The organism is Cyclobacteriaceae bacterium (assembly GCA_013141055.1).
In the GTDB taxonomy this organism is placed as follows: Bacteria; Bacteroidota; Bacteroidia; order Cytophagales; family Cyclobacteriaceae; genus ELB16-189.
Genome location: JABFRS010000002.1, coordinates 911,263 through 930,377, shown reverse-complemented (window position 1 = coordinate 930,377; position 19,115 = coordinate 911,263). Strand labels below are relative to the sequence as shown.

18 protein-coding genes are annotated in these 19,115 nt (G+C 44.4%); 9 read left to right on the top strand and 9 right to left on the bottom strand.

Annotated elements, in window-relative coordinates; all coding sequences use genetic code 11:
- Nucleotides 1–139 precede the first annotated feature (139 nt).
- Nucleotides 140–553, bottom strand: a complete 414-nt coding sequence (locus HOP08_18685; GenBank protein ID NOT76955.1) for a hypothetical protein — start codon at nucleotides 551–553, stop codon at nucleotides 140–142.
- 232 nt (nucleotides 554–785) lie between these two features.
- Here HOP08_18685 and HOP08_18680 point away from each other — a divergent pair, with 232 nt between their 5' ends.
- From HOP08_18680 to HOP08_18670, 3 genes are all read left to right on the top strand, one after another.
- Nucleotides 786–1,958, top strand: a complete 1,173-nt coding sequence (locus HOP08_18680) for a DUF748 domain-containing protein (GenBank protein NOT76954.1) — start codon at nucleotides 786–788, stop codon at nucleotides 1,956–1,958.
- Between the two features lie 66 nt (nucleotides 1,959–2,024).
- Nucleotides 2,025–2,456 carry a hypothetical protein gene (locus HOP08_18675; protein ID NOT76953.1) on the top strand — a complete coding sequence of 144 codons (432 nt, stop codon included), beginning with the start codon at nucleotides 2,025–2,027 and terminating at the stop codon, nucleotides 2,454–2,456.
- A gap of 60 nt (nucleotides 2,457–2,516) precedes the next feature.
- Nucleotides 2,517–3,023, top strand: a complete 507-nt coding sequence (locus tag HOP08_18670) for a hypothetical protein (protein ID NOT76952.1) — start codon at nucleotides 2,517–2,519, stop codon at nucleotides 3,021–3,023.
- A gap of 22 nt (nucleotides 3,024–3,045) precedes the next feature.
- Here HOP08_18670 and HOP08_18665 read toward each other — a convergent pair whose 3' ends face one another.
- The 5 genes from HOP08_18665 to HOP08_18645 form a co-directional block, all read right to left on the bottom strand.
- On the bottom strand, nucleotides 3,046–3,525 hold the full coding sequence (locus tag HOP08_18665) for a hypothetical protein (protein NOT76951.1): 480 nt from the start codon (nucleotides 3,523–3,525) through the stop codon (nucleotides 3,046–3,048).
- 12 nt (nucleotides 3,526–3,537) lie between these two features.
- Entirely contained in the window at nucleotides 3,538–4,944 is a 1,407-nt protein-coding gene (locus HOP08_18660; GenBank protein ID NOT76950.1) for a tyrosinase family protein, read from the bottom strand.
- An 11-nt stretch (nucleotides 4,945–4,955) separates the two neighbouring features.
- Nucleotides 4,956–5,585: a hypothetical protein gene (locus HOP08_18655; protein ID NOT76949.1), complete on the bottom strand. Its 630-nt coding sequence runs from the start codon at nucleotides 5,583–5,585 to the stop codon at nucleotides 4,956–4,958.
- A gap of 228 nt (nucleotides 5,586–5,813) precedes the next feature.
- On the bottom strand, nucleotides 5,814–7,868 hold the full coding sequence (locus tag HOP08_18650) for a T9SS type B sorting domain-containing protein (GenBank protein NOT76948.1): 2,055 nt from the start codon (nucleotides 7,866–7,868) through the stop codon (nucleotides 5,814–5,816).
- Nucleotides 7,869–7,873: 5 nt separating this feature from the next.
- On the bottom strand, nucleotides 7,874–8,932 hold the full coding sequence (locus HOP08_18645) for a hypothetical protein (GenBank protein ID NOT76947.1): 1,059 nt from the start codon (nucleotides 8,930–8,932) through the stop codon (nucleotides 7,874–7,876).
- A 145-nt stretch (nucleotides 8,933–9,077) separates the two neighbouring features.
- On the opposite strand from HOP08_18645, the gene HOP08_18640 reads away from it, so the two are divergent.
- The 5 genes from HOP08_18640 to HOP08_18620 are packed head-to-tail and all read left to right on the top strand — an operon-like array spanning nucleotide 9,078 to nucleotide 16,073.
- Entirely contained in the window at nucleotides 9,078–11,045 is a 1,968-nt protein-coding gene (locus tag HOP08_18640; protein ID NOT76946.1) for a tetratricopeptide repeat protein, read from the top strand.
- 42 nt (nucleotides 11,046–11,087) lie between these two features.
- On the top strand, nucleotides 11,088–11,789 hold the full coding sequence (locus HOP08_18635) for a response regulator (GenBank protein NOT76945.1): 702 nt from the start codon (nucleotides 11,088–11,090) through the stop codon (nucleotides 11,787–11,789).
- A gap of 6 nt (nucleotides 11,790–11,795) precedes the next feature.
- Nucleotides 11,796–12,896: an arginyl-tRNA--protein arginylyltransferase gene (locus tag HOP08_18630; protein ID NOT76944.1), complete on the top strand. Its 1,101-nt coding sequence runs from the start codon at nucleotides 11,796–11,798 to the stop codon at nucleotides 12,894–12,896.
- Between the two features lie 52 nt (nucleotides 12,897–12,948).
- Nucleotides 12,949–15,231: a TonB-dependent receptor gene (locus tag HOP08_18625; GenBank protein ID NOT76943.1), complete on the top strand. Its 2,283-nt coding sequence runs from the start codon at nucleotides 12,949–12,951 to the stop codon at nucleotides 15,229–15,231.
- 2 nt (nucleotides 15,232–15,233) lie between these two features.
- Entirely contained in the window at nucleotides 15,234–16,073 is an 840-nt protein-coding gene (locus HOP08_18620) for a DUF4249 domain-containing protein (GenBank protein NOT76942.1), read from the top strand.
- 6 nt (nucleotides 16,074–16,079) lie between these two features.
- Here HOP08_18620 and HOP08_18615 read toward each other — a convergent pair whose 3' ends face one another.
- A complete protein-coding gene (locus HOP08_18615) occupies nucleotides 16,080–16,430 on the bottom strand; it encodes a hypothetical protein (GenBank protein NOT76941.1) in 351 nt (116 codons plus the stop codon).
- 84 nt (nucleotides 16,431–16,514) lie between these two features.
- On the opposite strand from HOP08_18615, the gene HOP08_18610 reads away from it, so the two are divergent.
- Nucleotides 16,515–16,787 (top strand): hypothetical protein, encoded by a 273-nt coding sequence (locus HOP08_18610; GenBank protein ID NOT76940.1) that lies wholly within the window; start codon nucleotides 16,515–16,517, stop codon nucleotides 16,785–16,787.
- Between the two features lie 12 nt (nucleotides 16,788–16,799).
- On the opposite strand, the gene HOP08_18605 is transcribed toward HOP08_18610, so the two are convergent.
- Complete coding sequence (locus tag HOP08_18605; protein ID NOT76939.1) at nucleotides 16,800–17,147, bottom strand: nuclear transport factor 2 family protein; 348 nt, start codon at nucleotides 17,145–17,147, stop codon at nucleotides 16,800–16,802.
- A gap of 100 nt (nucleotides 17,148–17,247) precedes the next feature.
- A complete protein-coding gene (locus HOP08_18600) occupies nucleotides 17,248–19,062 on the bottom strand; it encodes an ABC transporter ATP-binding protein (protein ID NOT76938.1) in 1,815 nt (604 codons plus the stop codon).
- Nucleotides 19,063–19,115 lie beyond the last annotated feature (53 nt).

The window sequence follows — 19,115 nt, the reverse complement described above, 5'->3', positions numbered from 1 at the left end:
GTAGCGTACCTACGGCACGCCGTGCAAATTCGATTGCATTGACTACAAAGTTTAGGGGTCCAGAGGACCTGATCCTAGTTTCTTAGACAAAAAATATTCGCAGCAAGATAACCTGCTGCGAATAGAATTTATCTTTTGCTTACTTCAATCCCCACAACTCCACATGCGCCTTCTTGTCTGCTTTGTTGGGCTCCGACTTATACGTAAATACTACCTTGGTAATTCCGCGGGTTGGATCCTGTAAATAGAATTCCTGTGTTTCCTTTCCAACTTTGAAAGTGCCCGTTACCGGAATGTTTTGCATCGTTTCATTGTCGAAGTAAACCACCACCTTGCTCACAGTGATCGGAGCTTCAGCAATCTTCAGCTTGATCGCTTTGAATTTATCATTGCCCATCACAACAATGGACTCGCTTTCCTTTGTGAAGTCGGCTTTCACTTCACCGATCTTGTGCCATCCCGGTTTCGTGCTGACAATGACGGCTGGATCCTGAGCAAATGCTGATTGACCGTAAGCAATCACTGCTATGAAGAGAATGAGTAGTTTTTTCATGGTATATATAGTTTTTGGTTACCGCTGAGGATACAATTTGCATGCCGCAGGAGCACAGGCCCTGGACATGATACCATTGATTATGCATGCCTCTAAAATAAACCGTACTAGTAATTATCAGCTTGCTGATCCGCGAACTCAAATTAACTGCATCTGTATCAATCTGTTTTCATTTCCAAAGCAAACGCTGTTGGTTATGCTTCACAGTGCAACGCACTGAATCCGTGTATCCGTGTTCCTGTATTCATCTCCCAATCAAACGCTGTGGTTATCCCCGGGAACACTTTTTGCAATACCCATCCCAATGATCATTCTCGCGATTATCCTCACCATTATCTCCATCCTCATCCTCCTGAGGCTATTATTGCCCTCGTGGATGCTGAATAAAATCAACACCAGACTCGCAAAATCCGCAGAGTACAAGGGTCGCGTCGAACGACTTTCACTAAGCCTCCTGAATCAGAAAGTAAAGCTTCACTCAGTTCGTATTAACAAACTCACTCCTGCAGGAGCGGAGATTCCTTTCTTCACCGCTTCTTCCGTCATCGCTTCCATTCAATTCAGATCATTATTAAAAAAGATATTCAAAGCCGACATCCTCATCGAAGAAGGTCAGATCATCATCACGTCCGACAAAAAAGAAACCAGGAATACGGACAGCATAACCACTCCTTTTAATCTTAAAAATGAATTAACACAGATGATGCCCTTCGTCATCAACCTCCAATGTGTAAAAGGCAAAGGCATCTACCTTTCGCAAGGCGCGAAGGGACCTGTGAATCTTGAACTAACGGATCTCGAAGTGACGATCCTTAATCTCACCAACATAGATCACAACAGCAGTGAACTTCCCGCGAGGGTCAGCATCGGCGGCAGCGTATATGGTGGCAAACTCACGTTTGAAATGAAGCTTGATCCTCTCAACGATCAGCTTACGTTCGATATGAACACCAAACTTGAGAAGGTAAGTCTTCCACTCATGAATGATTTTCTGAGATCTTATGCAGGACTGGATGTGAGTGCAGGCACTTTTGAAATGTACATGGAGGTGGCAGCGCGTGAAGGGGAGTTCAACGGTTATATCAAACCTATTATCCGCGACCTGGATGTTATCAGCGCTCAGGACAAAGACGACAAGTTCTTTACGCGACTATGGGAAGGGCTCGTGGCCGGTGCCTATCAACTGCTTAAGAATAAATCAGAAGATCAGGTAGCAACGAAGATCCAGATCAAAGGGAAGCTGGATGATCCTCATATCAATATTTTTTCCGGCATTGTGTCCATTCTGAAGAATGCTTTTATCCACGCGTTGAAACCTACCGTGGAAGACGTGATCAATCTTAATACAGTGAAAGCCACCATGAAGAAATCGGGCAGGTTTGTTAAGGATGTCCTTGGTATTTAGATACCACTACTTTTAAATTTCAGAAAATCTGCCTAAGTTGTATGTGTCTCCCCTAAACCAAACACTATGACTACAGCAATAAAACCTGCTACTACCTTCTGGATCATCGGCGTGCTTGCACTGCTATGGAATTTAATGGGCGTGTCTGCCTATGTTATGCAAATCATGATGACGCCGGAAGCGATTCAGGCATTACCGGAAAATGAACAAGCCCTGTACACCAACATACCGATGTGGGCAACGATGGCCTTTGCTATCGCAGTCTTCGGTGGAGCACTTGCCAGCGTACTTTTGCTTATGAGAAAAAAACTCGCTACTACCATTTTCATGATCTCATTTGTTGGTATTGTAGTACAGATGATCCATTCTTTCTTTATCAGCAATTCAATCGAAGTTTACGGACCTGGTGGCATGGTGATGCCGGTGATGATCATCGTAATCGGTGCTTACCTGATCTGGTACTCCAAGAGTGCCAGCGACAGGGGATGGATTAATTAGCCATCAGAATTGAGAAGCCAATTTGTTACCTTTGACTTCTGTCATTAATTAAAACCTATTATGAAGCACTTATTTGTCATTCTGATCCTGTTTGTTTCTATCAACTCATTCGCTCAGTCCACAGACGAGCTGGATAAAAAAGGTGGTTTCAAGGACTTCAAGATCGCAGAAGATATTTCCACTTATAAAGACAGGGCCAAGTTCACCAAGACCCTGGACAATGCAGACACCAAGCTTTTCCTGGTAAAGGATCGCGTAAGCGTAAAGATCTATACAGGTGAAGTAGAGTTGAAAGTCTATAAAGAAAAAGTGGCGGAAGTGATTGTCTCTTTCAAGAATTCAAACAAGGACGACTTTGAAGATCTGGTGAAGTCTCTGGAAGTTCTTTACGGTGAGTCAAAAGCCAACAAAAAGAAATCTGCAGAGCTGGATCGCTTTGAAAAGATCCAGACCTGGAGTGGAAAAACAATCGAGCTGAGAATCGGATACGATGCCAACCGCAAGCTGAGCGAGATGGTGTTCTCAGGAAAGAAGAACGATATCGATAAATTGAAAGAAGAATTCTAAAGAATTGAAGTTAGCTGCATGATTATCGGTCTGCAAAAGACGAGATCGTGCAGCTTTTAACTTCGATCTGACTGATCACAACCGACTTATTCTCATCAAAAGTAACAGGCACCAGCGTTAGGGTGATCTTCCTGTTCAAAAAGCTCTTAGGGTTATTGATCTTGCTGGCAGACAAAAAATCATTAAGATTAAAAGCGTATGAATTGGCATCTCCGAAAGTAGAGAAGCTGCCGATGTAATTCTTCTCATCCGTTGAAGTAAGATGAGTGGCATCCGGTAAATCAAGAAATACTCGTACCGTGCTGCGTTTAACAGAAAGCTGGAACGTGGATAGTTCCAGCTTTAAGACCAACGGCTTTTCAGGATTCAACGACTCTGAATTTTTTACTTCCTGATCAACTTTAACTTCTGTTGTAAAAGTCTCACGCAGTTGTGCCGTACCCTGGTTGCTTTGCACAGGGCTGCACGACTGAATGACAAGGAGTAAAAAAATCAGAATCATCGGTTTCATTTACTATAGAAATACAATTTCCGCGCCATCAAATTTAATCTCTGCTGACTCAGCAACAGCCTTATTGTTTTCCAAAGGTACCGGTATTAGCTGAATATCGATCTGCTCTGCAACGATGCCGGCTTTTGCCTGGTTAAGCTTGCTGATGGTATTCGTCAGATCGAAAACATAGGAGAAACCTTCTGCCTGTCCGCCGCCATGCTGATTGTGGTCCACATGTGCTGCCGCAAAAAAGCTGAGACTTCCTACATAATGCGCATCATCGGCAGGAGTAGTTGGCTTCAGATAAGGGCAATTCATGAACACTCGAACGCGAACATTCGGATCTGCCGGAGGTGTTACGTTTTTTACAATGGCAAGAATGCGTCGCTGCTTTGGTGTATTAAGCTTTAGCGTATTTGCTTCGGCCACCGCACTCTTGGTAATCGGTACGGAAAGAAGTCCGTCTTCTTGCAATGTTGCCGTTGTCAGTTGTGTGAAAGCAAACTTGCGACTGAATGCCATGGACATGAAATCGGTGCTGGAAGCAATGACCTCTGCCGCAACAGGATTGATGTTGGGATAGGTATACCCAAGGGCAGTAGTAGACTCCATGTCCCCTACAGTTACATCATACTTTGCTGATTGAGGATCAACAAAGTTCCCTCTGAATACAAACGTCTTCCAGAAAGCATTGTTAGAATTGGATCTGCCTCTTGAATTCCAGTCGGCCCATACTCTGTCAATGTTGCAATGGTGAAGCCAGAAGATCGGGTCACGGGGAGAAAACATCGCACCCATATTGCCGCTGATCCATACATGCACATCGTCGTGCGGTGTATGCTCCAGGGTTGATTTTGTTCCTCTGCCTCGCTGCCAGGAAGGATCAATGCTATTCTGATTCCTTGGCATGAAGCTTCCGAAAAGTTCAAAGACTGTTTCTTTAAATATTCCATCCATGACCTTTGCCTTACCAACGGATTCATCGGGAAGCTTGCTGACTTGTGTTACTTCGCGGGTCGCATCCATTAAAGTTCCATTCCAGAACGGAGCAGGGATAGAGCGGTTGGTAGTCCAGTCCCAATACGGCAATGCAAAAGTAGGAGTAGCCGTAACATCCCGTATGATTTTTTCAAGACACTGCAGATACGCTCTGTGCCATGGAAGGAAATACCAGTTACCGTGTGGACAGAAATTTACATGGATAAGAGCAAGGTTCTCCCAGTTCCTGGCATCATTGGCAGGAAGATTCTTTAACAACGTAACACCTCTCACGTAAGTAGCAAGGTCATTTGCTGCATTAGGCTGATTAACATCCCGCCGTGTGACGATAGCTGGTTGATTAAATGAAAATAGTTCTTCAGGTATCAGCAGTGGCACAAGACCTGCCATGCCTGATTTGATAATGAAATCTCTTCGTGTGGTTTTCATATGACAATGGTTTAAGGTTTTGCGGTGGGCTTAGGTAACTTTAACTTAAGGGTGATGGTATTTCCTTTCGTTGAACCAACTTCCAGAGATGGCCCGATGCCAACCACACCAATCTTGAATTCCGCACCTGCCGTGCCTTTGGTAGAGATGACCAGCGCTACCTCAAGATCAATCTCGTTAAGATTGTAGTCAGGACTCTGATATTCCTTGATGCAGGTTCCAAGTGATTTCAAAGCTTTAACAAGATCTCTGTTGGTAGATTTCAAGTTCCCATAATCCGCAGAGGTCAACAGTGACTTTGATTTATTGGGTTCAAAATTGAAAGTGAAGGTGGTGGTTCTTTCTCTGCCCCGTGAACCGCCGGCTTTGATCACCCAGAAGGAAACTTCGCCACCCACTTCCCTTGAAACTCCATTCGCGAGACTTACTTCTACCTCTTCAAGGAAGTTAAGAGCATTGTCGGCGCCGGAATACCCCTCAGCATTGTACGCTTCACAGATCGCAAGCTGAATCCCTTTGAGGATATCCTGAACCTTTGCATAATTGGTTTTAAGCTCTGTGTCCGAGGGGACTTTCATGGTCCTGCATGAGCCAAATGACAGGAACAGTATCACGCATGATACTTTGATTAAAGTTTTCATAAAATGTTTGTTAGTTAAGGTTGTGGGGTGCACCTTAATTTACAAATCCTGGTGGGTAGCTATTGAACAGTTACATTACTGTGAGGTATGCTTTGAATTGAAATCCTAAAACGGAGGTGAAAAGATTCTATGAATTTGAGTATTGGTAAGCACTTTTAATTATGTTACCCGGGTATAGTTTGCCTAAAGGATCCTTTAGATAAACTATAGAATAATTTAGATTGGAGGCTAGCGCTTTAAGGATATGAATCCGGTAAGGGTCTCGCGCTTTGCAAACTGTATCTTATAAAAGTAGGTTCCGGTGGGAAGTTCTGTTCCGTTCTTACTGGTTCCTGTAAATGATACGGAGGAATTATCATAATTGGTGCCTTCCCAGATCTCATCTCCCCAGCGATTGAAAATAAATACTTTGTTTTGCCGCGTGTCCGGAATGATATCAATGTATTCAATGTAGAAACTGTCATTCTTCCCGTCACCATTGGGGGAGACAGCATTATAGATCCTGATATCTCTTTCGAGCTGAATCGAGATGCTCTTCTTTGAACACATCATCGTGAGATCGCAAACCTGTAGTTCAATTACATCTGATCCTGTAAAAGGAAGTCCTGTGTAATCAATTACCAATTTGAAATCTTCCACCGTGGCTTTGGCTCCGCTGGAAGGTTGTGTGACGATCACAATAGAAGACGGATCCAGATTGCCATCCGTATCACTCACCAGATCACCAAGATCAATAGTTATCACTCCATTGTTAAATGCTGCCCCAACCTCAGCCGCTACATTCGGTGGATTACAAGGACTCACTGTGGCAGTCACCGGTGCTTTAGCGCTCTCGCATGTTCCGTTATGAATCGAAACGCCATAGCTTTTTGTTGCTGCAAGATTTGCAATAACATAGGTCGCGTTGACCTCACCCGGGATCAATGTTGCTCCATCATACCATCTGTATTGTCCGTTGGTTCCCCCTGAGGCTGTAAGCGTGACACTTGCTCCGGAGCAGACAGGCGCCGGATTGCTTGCCAATGGTGAAGCAGGTAATGGAATCACATTTGCATCTACAGGAGTGCGCGAGCTTTCACAGGTTCCATCATGAATGGTAACATAGAAAGTAGTAGTCGTCGTCAGCACTGGTGTGATGTAGGTTGAGTTAACCGCACCGATGATCGCTGTACCACCAACCGATGTTGCGTACCAGCGATACTGACCTGCCGCAGCACCGAAGGCGGTGAGGGTGATCGATGAATTTGCGCATCCATTGCCTGCTGTAACAGTTGGAGCCGATGGCGGTGCATTGATTGTCGCGGTCACTGTGGTGCGGGCACTTTCACACGGACCGTTGACGATCGATACATAATATAAAGTGGTGGTAGTTAAAGATGGAGTTGTATACGATGCATTCACTTCTCCCGGGATGGCAATCCCGCCACTCGGCAGCGTATACCATCTGTAATTTCCCGCAGTGGTGCCGCTGGCAGAAAGGGCTACCGTTCCAGGTCCGCAGTGATTTCCATTGGTGACGGTCGGGGCGGTAGGAGGAATGCATACCTCGACGGTAAAGTCGGCAGCCAGTGTATAGCTCCAGAATCCTTTGGAGTCTTTTACTCTTATATAAAGTTTATGATTGCCGGTGGGCACACTGCTCATGTCGAGACTGAATAGCTCATCGATGCTGGCGGATGCAGTGATGGGCAGATTTATTCCTGAACCAAAGCCCGGATCTGTGTCAACAAAGTATTCTGCCTTTACAATCGTTGGAGCTGTAAACACATTGAAAGGAATTATATAAAACTTACGATGAAGGAATAGCGACCATCTTCCGAGATTATCCTGATAACGAACTGCCGCCTGATGGAAGCCTGATGCCAATGCACTGATGTCGAGGCTGAAAGTATTATCCAGAGTCGCTCCGGCAGTGAGAGGCAATGAAACTCCGTTGCCGGGACCGGGATCAGTGTTTAAGAAATATTCTGCTTTCACGATGCTGGTGGCAACCGTTGGTGGAGCAACCGGTGCAGGCAGAATGTAGAATCTCCTGCTGGTCGTTAATGTCCATCTTCCAAGATCATCCCGATACCGGAAGCCAACGATATGAAATCCACGTGACAGTGCGCTGATGTCGATGCTGAATTCATTGTTCTGTGAAGCGGACGGAGAAATAGTGAGTGGGATTGCGTTGCCATTGCCAGGATCATTGTCAATAAAATACTCCGCACGGTTGATCGTCTGCGCTGATAATTCAACACAGAAGAGGAAGCATGCGAAGAGAAGAAGGATCCTTTGCATTTTTATTAATGAACGGTTGCTTTCACTCTTACTCTGAGAAGAGTAGTGGGTTGTATGGATGAATTCTGAACATCGGCAGAAGTGATCTCAGGAATCGCAGGCAAGGCACTCAAATCATATCCACTGCCGGGAGCGCCGCCACTTGGAAAAGGATGTGCGCCTCCATAGATCCCCAGGTCAGAACCATCCGTTGCAGCATTGCGAACAGGCGAGCCTGACTTCAGGCGATAGTTATTGACGTCATTAAAGAATTCAAAGTTTGCAACGCTTTCATAAAGAGGATCCACTCCCACGAAATTTCCACCACCCGTGTTTGTCGTTCCTTCAAAGGAATCATAAGGTGGAGAATTGCCAACCGTTGTGGTATTGTAAAGATTGTTGTTGAAGGTATTGTTGTCCACCACACTTTGCCGCATTACAATACTCTGTGTGGTAAAAATGTTATTGGTGATGGTGCTGTTTCCAACATAAAGAAAGATGGCGTTGTGAAATACATTATGATCAATGATCGTGGCAGGATCAAAGAAGAACGACACTCCTCCAACGATGATGTTGTTCTGGATCTTGACGTTTTTGCTATTGTATCCTCCATCTACACCGCCTATGATATTATTGTAGATGTTCCAGTTTTCACAGGAAGGATTGGCAGCCGTGGCAATTGTGGTAATGGAGTTTCTGAAAAGTTTGATATCATTCACCGGCAGCGTGCCGGCGGCAATACTGATAAAGGTGATCCTGCATCCTTCAATGATGGATCCAGAAGGATCATTTCCTGCTGTAGCCTTAAAGGTGATGTTGCCCAGCCAGGTGATGAGATGAAATTGTGAATTGGTCTTGTACCCGCCACCAATGAGAATGATTTTCCGGTCGATGATGAAATCAGTGTACTGCGTGGCGGAGACATTCACATACACCGTGTCCCCTGAGGTTGATGCATTGATGGCATTCTGAATGGTGGTAAACTGAGCGGGGTTGATGGCATCATTGCTCACCGTCCGGATAGTCGCATACGAGACGGGTGATAATAGAATAAGGAGCAGGCCGAGTTGAAAGGACTTCTTCATAGTAAAAGGTTTGCATGAAGCTACAGTCCGCAGGGTTTTCAATCTTTGGGGAATTAGTCAACACCGGTATTTTTTTAGTGACGAGGTGCTTTTTTCGAGTCAATTTTCGCATCAACTTCTGTATCTTCCAGTCTTGTCACCCCAAATGAAAGTCATCAGCATCCTGGTTCTCATCTTCTTAATAACGGATTGCTTTGGGCAGTCCAGACCGGACAGCGTGATCGCAACGCTATCGCACCAGCCTGACTCTGTTAAAGTGCAGACATTAAATCAGCTGGCCCTTCAGTATTCCCAAAGAGATAATGTCCGGTGCAGGCAGTATGCTGAGAAAGGGCTGGAGATTTCAAAGACTATTAATTTCTCAAGGGGAGAGGCGGATGCATCGTGTATTTTATGTGGAGTGATGGCTCAGCAGGGACAGTTCTCTGAAGCGCTGGACATGTGCAAGCGCGCTGAAGTCATTTATGCTAAAGCGAATTACGGAATTGGATTGGCAGATGTATTTAATCGTGTGGGACTGGTCTATAATTTTCAGGGACAGTATCCGCAGGCACTGGAGAGTTTTACAAAATCGCTGAAGCTCTTGCGTCAGCTGAATCAGAAAGACAAGATCCCATTAACGGAAGAGAATATCGGTATGGTCTATTTCCGTCAGGGCGACTATCTGCTGGCGTTGGATTATTTTAAAGAGTGCTACAAAGAATATCAGGAGCAGAATAATATTTCATCATCCACCAAGATACTGGTGAACATGGGTGCGGCATACAATCGTCTGAAGATGCCGGTTCAGGCACTTGAAGCACATATGAAATCCCTGGAGTTCTTTGAGAAGAACAATAACTACATGGGGATGGGGATTGCAAACAACAACATCGGAAATGTTTATTGGGAAACGAAAGATTACAGGAAAGCGCTTACATACTATGAAAAGAGTCTTGCGATTAAATTGAAGATGAATGATAAACGTGGAACGGCGGTTTCCTTAAAGAACATTGCGGAGACGTACCTGATTCTTAATGAATTTGATAAGGCCAAAGAGAACATTGACCGAAGTCTGAAGATTGCGGAAGAGATCGGGTCGAAAGAGCAGATGAAAGATGCTTATGATATCCTGGTAAAGGTATATGAGGCGACAAAGGATTATAAAAAAGCATTGACCTTTGAAAAGAAAATGATGCAGGCAAAGGACAGTTTGTTCTCATCTGAGAAGACAGAGCAGATTTCCCGGATGAGGGCGTTGTATGAAACAGAAAAAGCGGAACGGGAAACGGAAGTGGCTAAGCTGGAAGCTCTGAAAAAAGATGTTGCTATTGAGCTTCTGAATAAAGAGCGTGAGGTAGAAGAAGGTCAACGGAACGTTCTCATTATAGCAGTCATTTCATTGCTGGCGATTTCTCTTTTGATCTACTTTCAGTTTTATCAGAAGAAAAGATCAAACCAGGTTCTCGTGGAGAAGAATGAGATCATTGGCAAGGCATTGAGCGAACGGGAGATCTTGCTGCGGGAGATTCATCACAGAGTAAAAAACAATCTGCAGATCATATCAAGTCTTTTGAATCTTCAGTCCAGGAGTGTGGAGGACAAAGCAGCACACGGTGCAGTGATTGAAAGCAGAAATCGTGTAAGGTCCATGGCGATGATCCATGAGCAATTGTATCAGGAAGATACTTTGACAGGCGTGTCGATGCCGGAATATGTTCAGCATCTGGTGGATAGTTTAGGGCGATCATACGGTGTGGATCAGAAGAACATAGAATGGAAGCTTGATGTTGATGCGCTTTTGCTCGATGTGGATACTGCCATTCCCCTGGGTCTGATATTGAATGAGCTGCTGACCAATTCACTGAAGTATGCGTTTGCGGATCAACAGACTGGAAGTATCTCGGTATCATTGAAGCAAAAGAATGGGAAACTTCACATGTTAGTATCTGATACCGGAAAAGGAATCGATGTGAATGAGAAGTCAGGGAATTCATTCGGGTTGAATCTTGTCAACTCACTGGCTCAGAAGTTAAGAGCGGAAGTATCCATCTCAACCGATCGCGGTACACGCGTTGAGCTGGTGGTGACTGAATTTAAGTTAGCGAATTTAAAGTCCGCCGTACCGGTTTAATTCAGGCGTACTGCTTATCTTGGTAGCTAAACCTTTCGGGTCTTGAGTGGATCAATTCTTATTGTTGAAGACGAGCCTATCATCGCCAGTGATATCGCAGCGACTCTGAAAGATCGCGGTTTCGTAATTGCAGGCATTGTGGACAACGCTGATGATGCCATGAAGTTTCTCTCCACGACTACACCGGATCTTGCGTTGCTGGATGTCAAGATCCGGGGAACTAAAGATGGCATCGCGCTGGCTCATGATATCAGGGCACGCTATAAGCTTCCGTTTATTTTCCTCACCTCTTACTATGATGCAAAGACGGTAGATCGTGCCAAGGCTGCTGAACCCGAAGGTTATATTGTGAAGCCATTCGATGAGAATGATCTCTTCATCAATGTTGAAATGGCGTTATATAAGAACAGGAGTAAGCCTGCTGCACCGGTTGCGGATAAGTTCTTTGTCAAGAACAATCAGGAGATGATTGCTTTGGAAGTCAGCGACATTCATTATGTTGAAGCGTTTGACAACTATGCCAAAGTCGCGACCGATAAGGAGAAATATATTGTCAGTCATACTTTAAAAAGTGTAGAAGAAAAGCTGATCACAAAAGGATTCGTGCGGGTGCACAGATCATACCTGGTCAATTTTCAAAAGATAAGCTCCATCTCTGAAGGATATCTTTTTATCGGCCTCACTAAGATCCCGCTGGGTCAGTCATACCGGGAAGAGCTTTTAAGTCGCATAACTTTTCTATAGGCAGGCATGTTTGCCCAGGTACAAAATCCGGATCACCTAGAAGCGCAAGAGCTGGATGCTTATCTCGCTCAGGGATGGTTCCGGATGGGCCAGACTATTTTCACCACAAACTTTATACGCTTTCAGCAGCAGATCCACAGCACCATCTGGTTGCGGATTCTTTTGGATAGTTATGTTGCTGATAACACTCAGGTAAAGTTATTCAAGCGCAATTCAGAATTCAGGATAAGCTTTAAGCTGGCGGAGATAACAGAAGAAAAGGAAAAACTTTATTCGATCTACAAGCAGACCGTTTCTTTTCCAGCCAGTGACTCACTTCAATTTCTGTTGCTGGACAAACGTAATAATAGTGAGCAGCCTGCAACGAAGACAGGTTCTATTTTCACAACGTACGAAGTAAATGTTCATGATGGCGATCGGCTAATCGCCTGTGGCTTCTTTGACCTGGGTGCCGTCAGCGCGGAAGGTATTACCTCGTTTTATGATCCTGAATATAAGAAGCATAGTCTTGGGAAGTATCTGATCTATCTCAAGATAAAGTTCTGCAAGGAGTTGGGAATGCAATACTTCTATCCGGGTTATTTCGTTCCCGGGAATCCGCATTTTGATTACAAGCTGAGCATAGGAAATGAAGTGTTGCAGTTTTTGCAATTGTCTACACAAACCTGGGAACCCATTCAGACTTTTCTTCCGGAGAATATTCCCTATGATGTGATGCGTGTAAAGCTTTTGCAGGTTCATGAGATGTTATCTGCGACCGGACAATACAGTAAGCTGCTCAAGTATAATTTCTTTGATGCAAATTTCGTTCAGGAGATGCGTGATACCGGTCTGCTGGATTTCCCGATACTGTTATTCTGCGGCGTGATTGATAATGTGGAGCCGATTCTGGTGTATGATGTAAGAGATGGAATGTACCATCTCTTGACGTGTGTACCGGCATGGAAACCTTTTGAGGTCAATTCCGATGAGGAGTTTTATTCCGATTATTTCCTGATGCCGGTGGCGGAGATATACCGCTGTGAGGAAGGTGAAGAAATCGGGAATTTTCTGATCAAGCTGAAGAATGAAGTAATGAAAGAAGGGAAGGCCACGGATGATCACTAAATATTAATGTTCCTCTGTAGAATTTGAATCCCGCAGAACCTAAATTTAAAGGATGAGGCTCGTTCTCTTTATCTGCCTTTTGTGCATCCTTTCAAACACCTTTGCTCAGGAGTATCGGTTGAATGGAGTCGTGCGCAATTCTCAGGGACATCCTTTGTCATCTGCCAGCATTCAGATTCTTTCTGTTAAAAAAGTTATGATCTCGGGGGAGGAAGGTAAGTTTTCTCTCCAGCATCCGGCTGGTAATGTTGAGATCGAGATTTCATATACGGGGTTTAAGAGATTTCGGGAATCATTCAATCTTCAAAAGGACACAACGGTTTATTTCTTTCTCGAATCCAAAGTAGAGCAGCTCGATGAAGTTGTCGTCTCTTCTGATCGCCTCCTGCAAGCGGAGCAATTCAAGACGACGCGCATGAGCACGGTTAACCTCACCGAAAAAGATATTACTTCAATACCGGTCTTTGGTGGCGAAGCCGATCTGTTGAAGATCATTCAGTTGCTTCCGGGTGTTTCGAAAGGAGTGCAGGGCAGTACGGACTTGTTCGTTCGCGGTGGAGCAGCAGATCAGAATCTCGTTTTGCTGGATGGCGCTCCTGTTTATAATACCGGGCACCTGTTCGGATTTCTGTCTGTGTTCAACTCGGATATTCTCCAGGGAGTAGAGTATATCAGTGGTGCATTTCCGGCACAGTACGGCGGGCGACTTTCTTCCATATTGAATGTCAATACAAAGTCTACGATGTCTTCTCATACGGAAGGGCAGGGAAGCATTGGGTTGCTCGCTTCACGACTGATGATCCGCCAGCCTATCATTAAGAATAAACTTGATATCTGGGTTGCCGGCCGTCGGACGTATGTTGATCAGGTGGTAAAGGCAGTGGGGCAGGACCTTCCATATTATTTCTATGACATCAATGCAAAAGTCATTTTCAAACCAACACTTCGCGACCGGATTGAAGTATCCCATTACTCTGGTGAAGACAAATTGAATTACAGACGACAACCTCAGGATACTTCTGCGCGAAGAAGAAACATCTCCAGCAACTTTACGATCGCCAACAGTTCGCAGACTTTACTCTGGAAAAGACAGATCCAGCCCAACATTCATTCAGCGCTTTCACTCTATCGCACAAACTTTAATTACACCATTCAAACGGGCTTTGAAGAGAGTAGATTGTTCGTTCATTCTTCCATTGAGGATGTTGGCGGGAAGTATTCATTGCACTGGGACAGTGTCGGTCAGGTGTCTATCACGGCAGGAGTGGAGTCTGCGCATCATAAAGTAAGTCCGAATATTATTGACACCTCCGGCAGTATCGCAGAGTTGCTGCAAAGCAGTTCAACACAAGCTCAGACCAGTCTTGAGTCAAGTGCATTTATTCAGGCTGATGGAACCTGGGATCAGAACTGGTCATGGAGTGCGGGCTTTCGTTTGTCGTCTGCAATTGTTAGAGATAAATTCTATTCCAATCCTGAACCCAGAGTGGCGATTCGTTATAAGCTGAGTGAGACACTCGCATTAAAGGGAAGCTATTCACGGATGGCTCAGTATCTCCACAGAGTATCCAGTGCTGCCGTTGCTTTCCCTACCGACATCTGGTATCCGGTTACAAAAGATGTTGTTCCGCAGACTTCAGACCAGCTTACACTTGCTCTTCAAAAGCGGATTCCCGGGATGAATGTATTTATAAGTCTGGAAGGATATTACAAGAACATGAATGATCTTATTGGCTATCGTGAAGGTGCCAATCTCTTTTTGAATACAGAGTTTGAGAAACAATTGATCCAGGGAAAAGGTACAGCATATGGATTGGAAGTTCTGATAAAGAAAGAATCAGGAAAGCTTACAGGATGGATCAGCTATACGTTATCCAGGTCTGAACGTCAGTATGATGAAGTTAATAATGGCTTGTGGTTCCTTTCACGCTACGATAGAAGGCATAACGGAAGTGTGGTAATGAATTATGAATTTGCCAAAAGGTGGTCTTTCTCTGCTGTGTTTGAGTTTATCTCAGGTTCAAGATTTACACCCATTGTAGGGCGATATGCAGTGCCTGCCAATACATTGGGAGGGATTCAATTGATACCAGTGTACGCCACGATGAATTCTGTAAAGCTTGCCGACACTCACCGTCTTGATCTTGGAATTAAATTAAAGTCAAAACCGGAAAAGAAATTTCAATCTGAATGGTTTGTAGGGATTTACAATGTCTACAACCGGGCAATGCCTTACGGAATTGTCATTCAGCAAAATGCAGATGGTTCTTACCGGTACGAGCAGCCTGGGCTTTTTGGATTACTTCCTTTTGTTAGCTACGGTTTTAAGTTTTGAGTATGAGAGCAGTGAATTATATCGTGGGATTCGTTTTGGCGGGGTTGATGGCAGGATGTATTCCTGATCCACTTCCTGTAACGGATATTGAGAAACCCGAAACAAAAATTGTGGTGTCATCTCAACTGGTACCGGGTACAGGCCTTGTGGTTTTTGTTACCAAAAGTGTGGGTGCATTGGAGGCAGGCGGAAATTCCGATCCGGAAGTATTGCTGGAAAAGATCGCTATTGCGGATGCAACGGTTACTCTTCGTCACGGTACGCAGTCGGATGTATTGAATAATCTTGGAAATGGGTTATATGGAGGATTCAATACTCCATGGTCTTCCGGCGATGTGTATGAGTTAACGGTGGAGACCTCAACGTTAGGAACGGTATCGGCAATTACGCAAGTGCCACAGGCAATAGGCTTTACATCGGTGGATGTGCAATTCTATCCAACAGGATTTGATTCACTCTTGCAGGTTGACTACAGTCTGAATGATCCGGTGGGCAGGAATTTTTACATGGTCAGCGTTCAGAAGTTTTCGCAGAAGCAGAATTTACAATCTATTATCAATCCGAGAATATTCACTCACCTGACAGATGATACCTCTTTTGATGGAAAGTTATTTGAAGAGGACTTCAGGACGTTGTTCAGGAGTTTCTCTAAAGGTGATTCGGTGGCTGTTGTGATGTCCAATGTGAGTGAGGACTACTACAAGTTCCTGAAATTGAGAAACGACCGATTCAGGTTTTCGGAATTTTCGAGTGAGCCTTTCAATTACCCAACGAATGTGAAAGGAGGCTATGGATTTTTCAACCTCCATGCCCCGGACATCAGGGTATTTGTGCTTGAGTAGCTTTTGCTACTCAACAAAATGCCAGCAAACACCTGCGATGTCAATGACATTCACTTCTTTCCCGTATGGCTGCTGTGTGATTTTGCTGATGCTGATGCCAAACTTTTCAGTGAGCTTCTTTTCCAGAACGCCATTGCGGAATTCCTCTACATTGTCAATGCGGACGGTAAGCATCAGGTTTTCAGCAAATTCTTTTGAATCATACTTCTGAAGGATGAAGCCACATCCATCCCGTTCATAGCCAACAAAATCGCCCTGGTCCCAGGCAATGTCAAATCCAAGTTCAACAAAGAGTTTTTTTGAAGCTTCAAAGTTATTCCCGGAAGGAATGAAGGGTTGGAGACTAAGGAATTTCATGCGAGATTGGATTATCATACAAGATAAAGGAAGAAAGGAAAAGGTCTTAGCAGGAATATCCTAACTTCGTGGAAATTTAATTCGATGTATTCCAAAAGCTGGCTGATCATAAAGGACGATTCAAAAAGGACCTTTGAAATATGTGGTCAGGAAACCAACACAAATTATTTCACTAATAATGTCTATGGAATGCAAAAGGCGGGAATGAATGTCAGCGGCATCACACCCTCCCTTACCAATAAAAACTCAAGCAAAGAACTTGTAAAGGTTCCGGGCTACACTTTGGAAGTTGGACTGGAGAAGAGACTTGCTGAAGAATACCGTAAGATAACGATGGGCGCCATTGAGGATTGGTAAAGTTCGATAGTTCTAAATTTTATCTTCCATTGCATAAGAGGTGATCTCCTCAATCTTTTCATTCCTGAATTGGAATACGTCACAATACGAAACTCTTCCTGGCTGGTTATCGGGAGTGGTGTAATCGCAATATCCCTGAATAGCGATAGAGCTGTCTCCAATGATGCTGTTCTTATTCTTCAGGATTGTGTCGCTCATTTCTTTTCCAATCTCAGTACACCATTCGATTACTTCATCCTTACCCTTAAGGATCTTATTTCCAATGATGTTCCATTGAATGTTCTCTGACAGATATTCAAAGGCAAACTGAAAGTTTCCTTTAGAAAATTCTTCGCTGATCTTTTGCTGAATAGTATTCATGGCTAATAAGTTTATGTCGTTTTGTTAATACAAACTTAGAGCCTCTGCCTCGTTCGATGCGGGTGGAGGTGCGACTTCCTGAGGGGGTGAGTACGACAATTTACCGATAGCCTGCTGCCTGTATCTCAAACAGTTCAGAGTATCTGCCTCGGTTCTTCATCAATTCCTCATGTGATCCGATCTCGGAAACTTTCCCGTCGGCAATCACAGCAATACGATCTGCAATTCGAACGGTTGAGAACCGGTGAGAGATAACAATGCCAATTCTTCCTTTCAGATTTTGCTTTAATTCTGCAAAGATTGCTGCCTCTGCTTCCGGATCAAGCGCTGAAGTAGGCTCATCCAATATCCAGATATCGGCATCACGATACATGATGCGCGCAAGTGCCAGTCGCTGCCATTCACCACCGGACAGATCATGTCCTCCTTCAAATAACCTTCCGACTTTTGAGTCCAGACCATGAGGCATTTTTTTAACGAGCCACTCACTTCTTGAATCTTCCAGTGCTTCCAAAACGAGTTCATCTGAAACAGGGACATCCGGTCTTCCCATCGTCACATTCTCACGCACCGTCAATTCATAATTTGGATAGTCCTGAAATAAAACTCCGATACGGTTTCGTAAAGCTTCAGGCTCTGTATTCTTAAGATCCACGCCACCGATTTTTATTGAGCCCTGATCAGCATCATAAAACCTCAGAAGCAGCTTTACTATGGTGCTTTTACCGGCACCGTTCTCACCGACCAATGCAATCAATTCACCACTTTTGATATTGAGATTGAAATCCTTTATGGCATTTTCGGAACTTCCTGGATAATTGAAGTTCACATGCTCAAAGGTTATCCCCTGATCAAGCTTGACGGGGAGTGATTCAGGATGTTCGATGGTCTTGATTTGCTGATCTAATGAAGTAAAAGAAAAGTAATCATCCAGGAAGGTCGTATGCTGATCTACTGAAACAAATGTGCTGGATATTTGAGTAAGCGTTGAAGAAACAGAAGTGAATGCTCCAATGACAAGAACGACACCACCCGGATCAATAGAACCTTCGGCACCTTTGATGGCTACAAAAAGATACGCCAGCGCCAGTGTAGTTCCAGTTACCAGGCCTGTCAGTAATGAAACACGTGTACCGGATTTGTACATGATCTCGCGTTGACGATAAAGACTTTCAGAAAGCGCTTTATGTCTTCCCAGTAAATAGTCGGCAAGAACATAAGCACGGATTTCTTTCGTGGTTTTCGGTTGAACAAGAAGATCACCCAGGTATCCTCTTTCCCTTTCTTCGGGCGTCTCTTTATAAAAGAATTCGTAGAGCTTGGATGTCACACGACTTTCAAGAGCAAGTGAAAGTAATGCCGCGCCAAGCGCAAGGATCACCAGCATATAATGCAGACTTGCAAGGAGTGAAGCCATCAGAATGATGGTAACGATATTACCTGACAATCCTAATACAGACCAGGTAAGATCACCAGGCCGCCATGAGACATCACGCTTGGCCCGTGCAAGCCGGTCATGCCAGTTTGAATTATCAAAGTTTCCCAGATCAACCTTGGATGCTTTTGCCAGCAACCTTCTTTCTGCCTCGAGCTCTACCCGTCGAACGAAAAGATTTCTTCCATAGCCCATATAAGCACTGATTGTGCGTTGGACACTGACAACAATCCATAATCCCAGAACGACATAGAGAATGTCATTAAACGTACCGTTGTGAAGTCGCGCGTCAGCAATACGATTGACCAGCACGGCACCGAGATAGACGGAGATGGGGAGCATCGTCGCATTCAGCATTCCCAGTAATGAAAAACGTATCAGTGATTTTGGGGAAGCTGCCCAGGCAAGTTCCATTCCTTTTCTGAGGTTGGCCCTGATACGTTTTGCGCGACCACCGGATTTGGATTTTTTTGTTTCCATGCCCTTAAATTAATAGAAGTCTTTCATCATCAGTCGTTTTTGATTCTTGATTA

Excerpts from the sequence above, each read along its gene's own strand:
- HOP08_18615 (NOT76941.1), bottom strand. The coding sequence starts at position 16,430 with ATGAAATTCCTTAGTCTCCAACCCTTCATTCCTTCCGGGAATAACTTT.
- HOP08_18605 (NOT76939.1), bottom strand. The coding sequence starts at position 17,147 with ATGAATACTATTCAGCAAAAGATCAGCGAAGAATTTTCTAAAGGAAAC.
- HOP08_18660 (NOT76950.1), bottom strand. The coding sequence starts at position 4,944 with ATGAAAACCACACGAAGAGATTTCATTATCAAATCAGGCATGGCAGGT.
- HOP08_18610 (NOT76940.1), top strand. The coding sequence starts at position 16,515 with ATGTATTCCAAAAGCTGGCTGATCATAAAGGACGATTCAAAAAGGACC.
- HOP08_18670 (NOT76952.1), top strand. The coding sequence starts at position 2,517 with ATGAAGCACTTATTTGTCATTCTGATCCTGTTTGTTTCTATCAACTCA.
- HOP08_18655 (NOT76949.1), bottom strand. The coding sequence starts at position 5,585 with ATGAAAACTTTAATCAAAGTATCATGCGTGATACTGTTCCTGTCATTT.
- HOP08_18650 (NOT76948.1), bottom strand. The coding sequence starts at position 7,868 with ATGCAAAGGATCCTTCTTCTCTTCGCATGCTTCCTCTTCTGTGTTGAA.
- HOP08_18685 (NOT76955.1), bottom strand. The coding sequence starts at position 553 with ATGAAAAAACTACTCATTCTCTTCATAGCAGTGATTGCTTACGGTCAA.
- HOP08_18645 (NOT76947.1), bottom strand. The coding sequence starts at position 8,932 with ATGAAGAAGTCCTTTCAACTCGGCCTGCTCCTTATTCTATTATCACCC.
- HOP08_18665 (NOT76951.1), bottom strand. The coding sequence starts at position 3,525 with ATGATTCTGATTTTTTTACTCCTTGTCATTCAGTCGTGCAGCCCTGTG.
- HOP08_18630 (NOT76944.1), top strand. The coding sequence starts at position 11,796 with ATGTTTGCCCAGGTACAAAATCCGGATCACCTAGAAGCGCAAGAGCTG.
- HOP08_18640 (NOT76946.1), top strand. The coding sequence starts at position 9,078 with ATGAAAGTCATCAGCATCCTGGTTCTCATCTTCTTAATAACGGATTGC.
- HOP08_18600 (NOT76938.1), bottom strand. The coding sequence starts at position 19,062 with ATGGAAACAAAAAAATCCAAATCCGGTGGTCGCGCAAAACGTATCAGG.
- HOP08_18620 (NOT76942.1), top strand. The coding sequence starts at position 15,234 with ATGAGAGCAGTGAATTATATCGTGGGATTCGTTTTGGCGGGGTTGATG.
- HOP08_18675 (NOT76953.1), top strand. The coding sequence starts at position 2,025 with ATGACTACAGCAATAAAACCTGCTACTACCTTCTGGATCATCGGCGTG.
- HOP08_18625 (NOT76943.1), top strand. The coding sequence starts at position 12,949 with ATGAGGCTCGTTCTCTTTATCTGCCTTTTGTGCATCCTTTCAAACACC.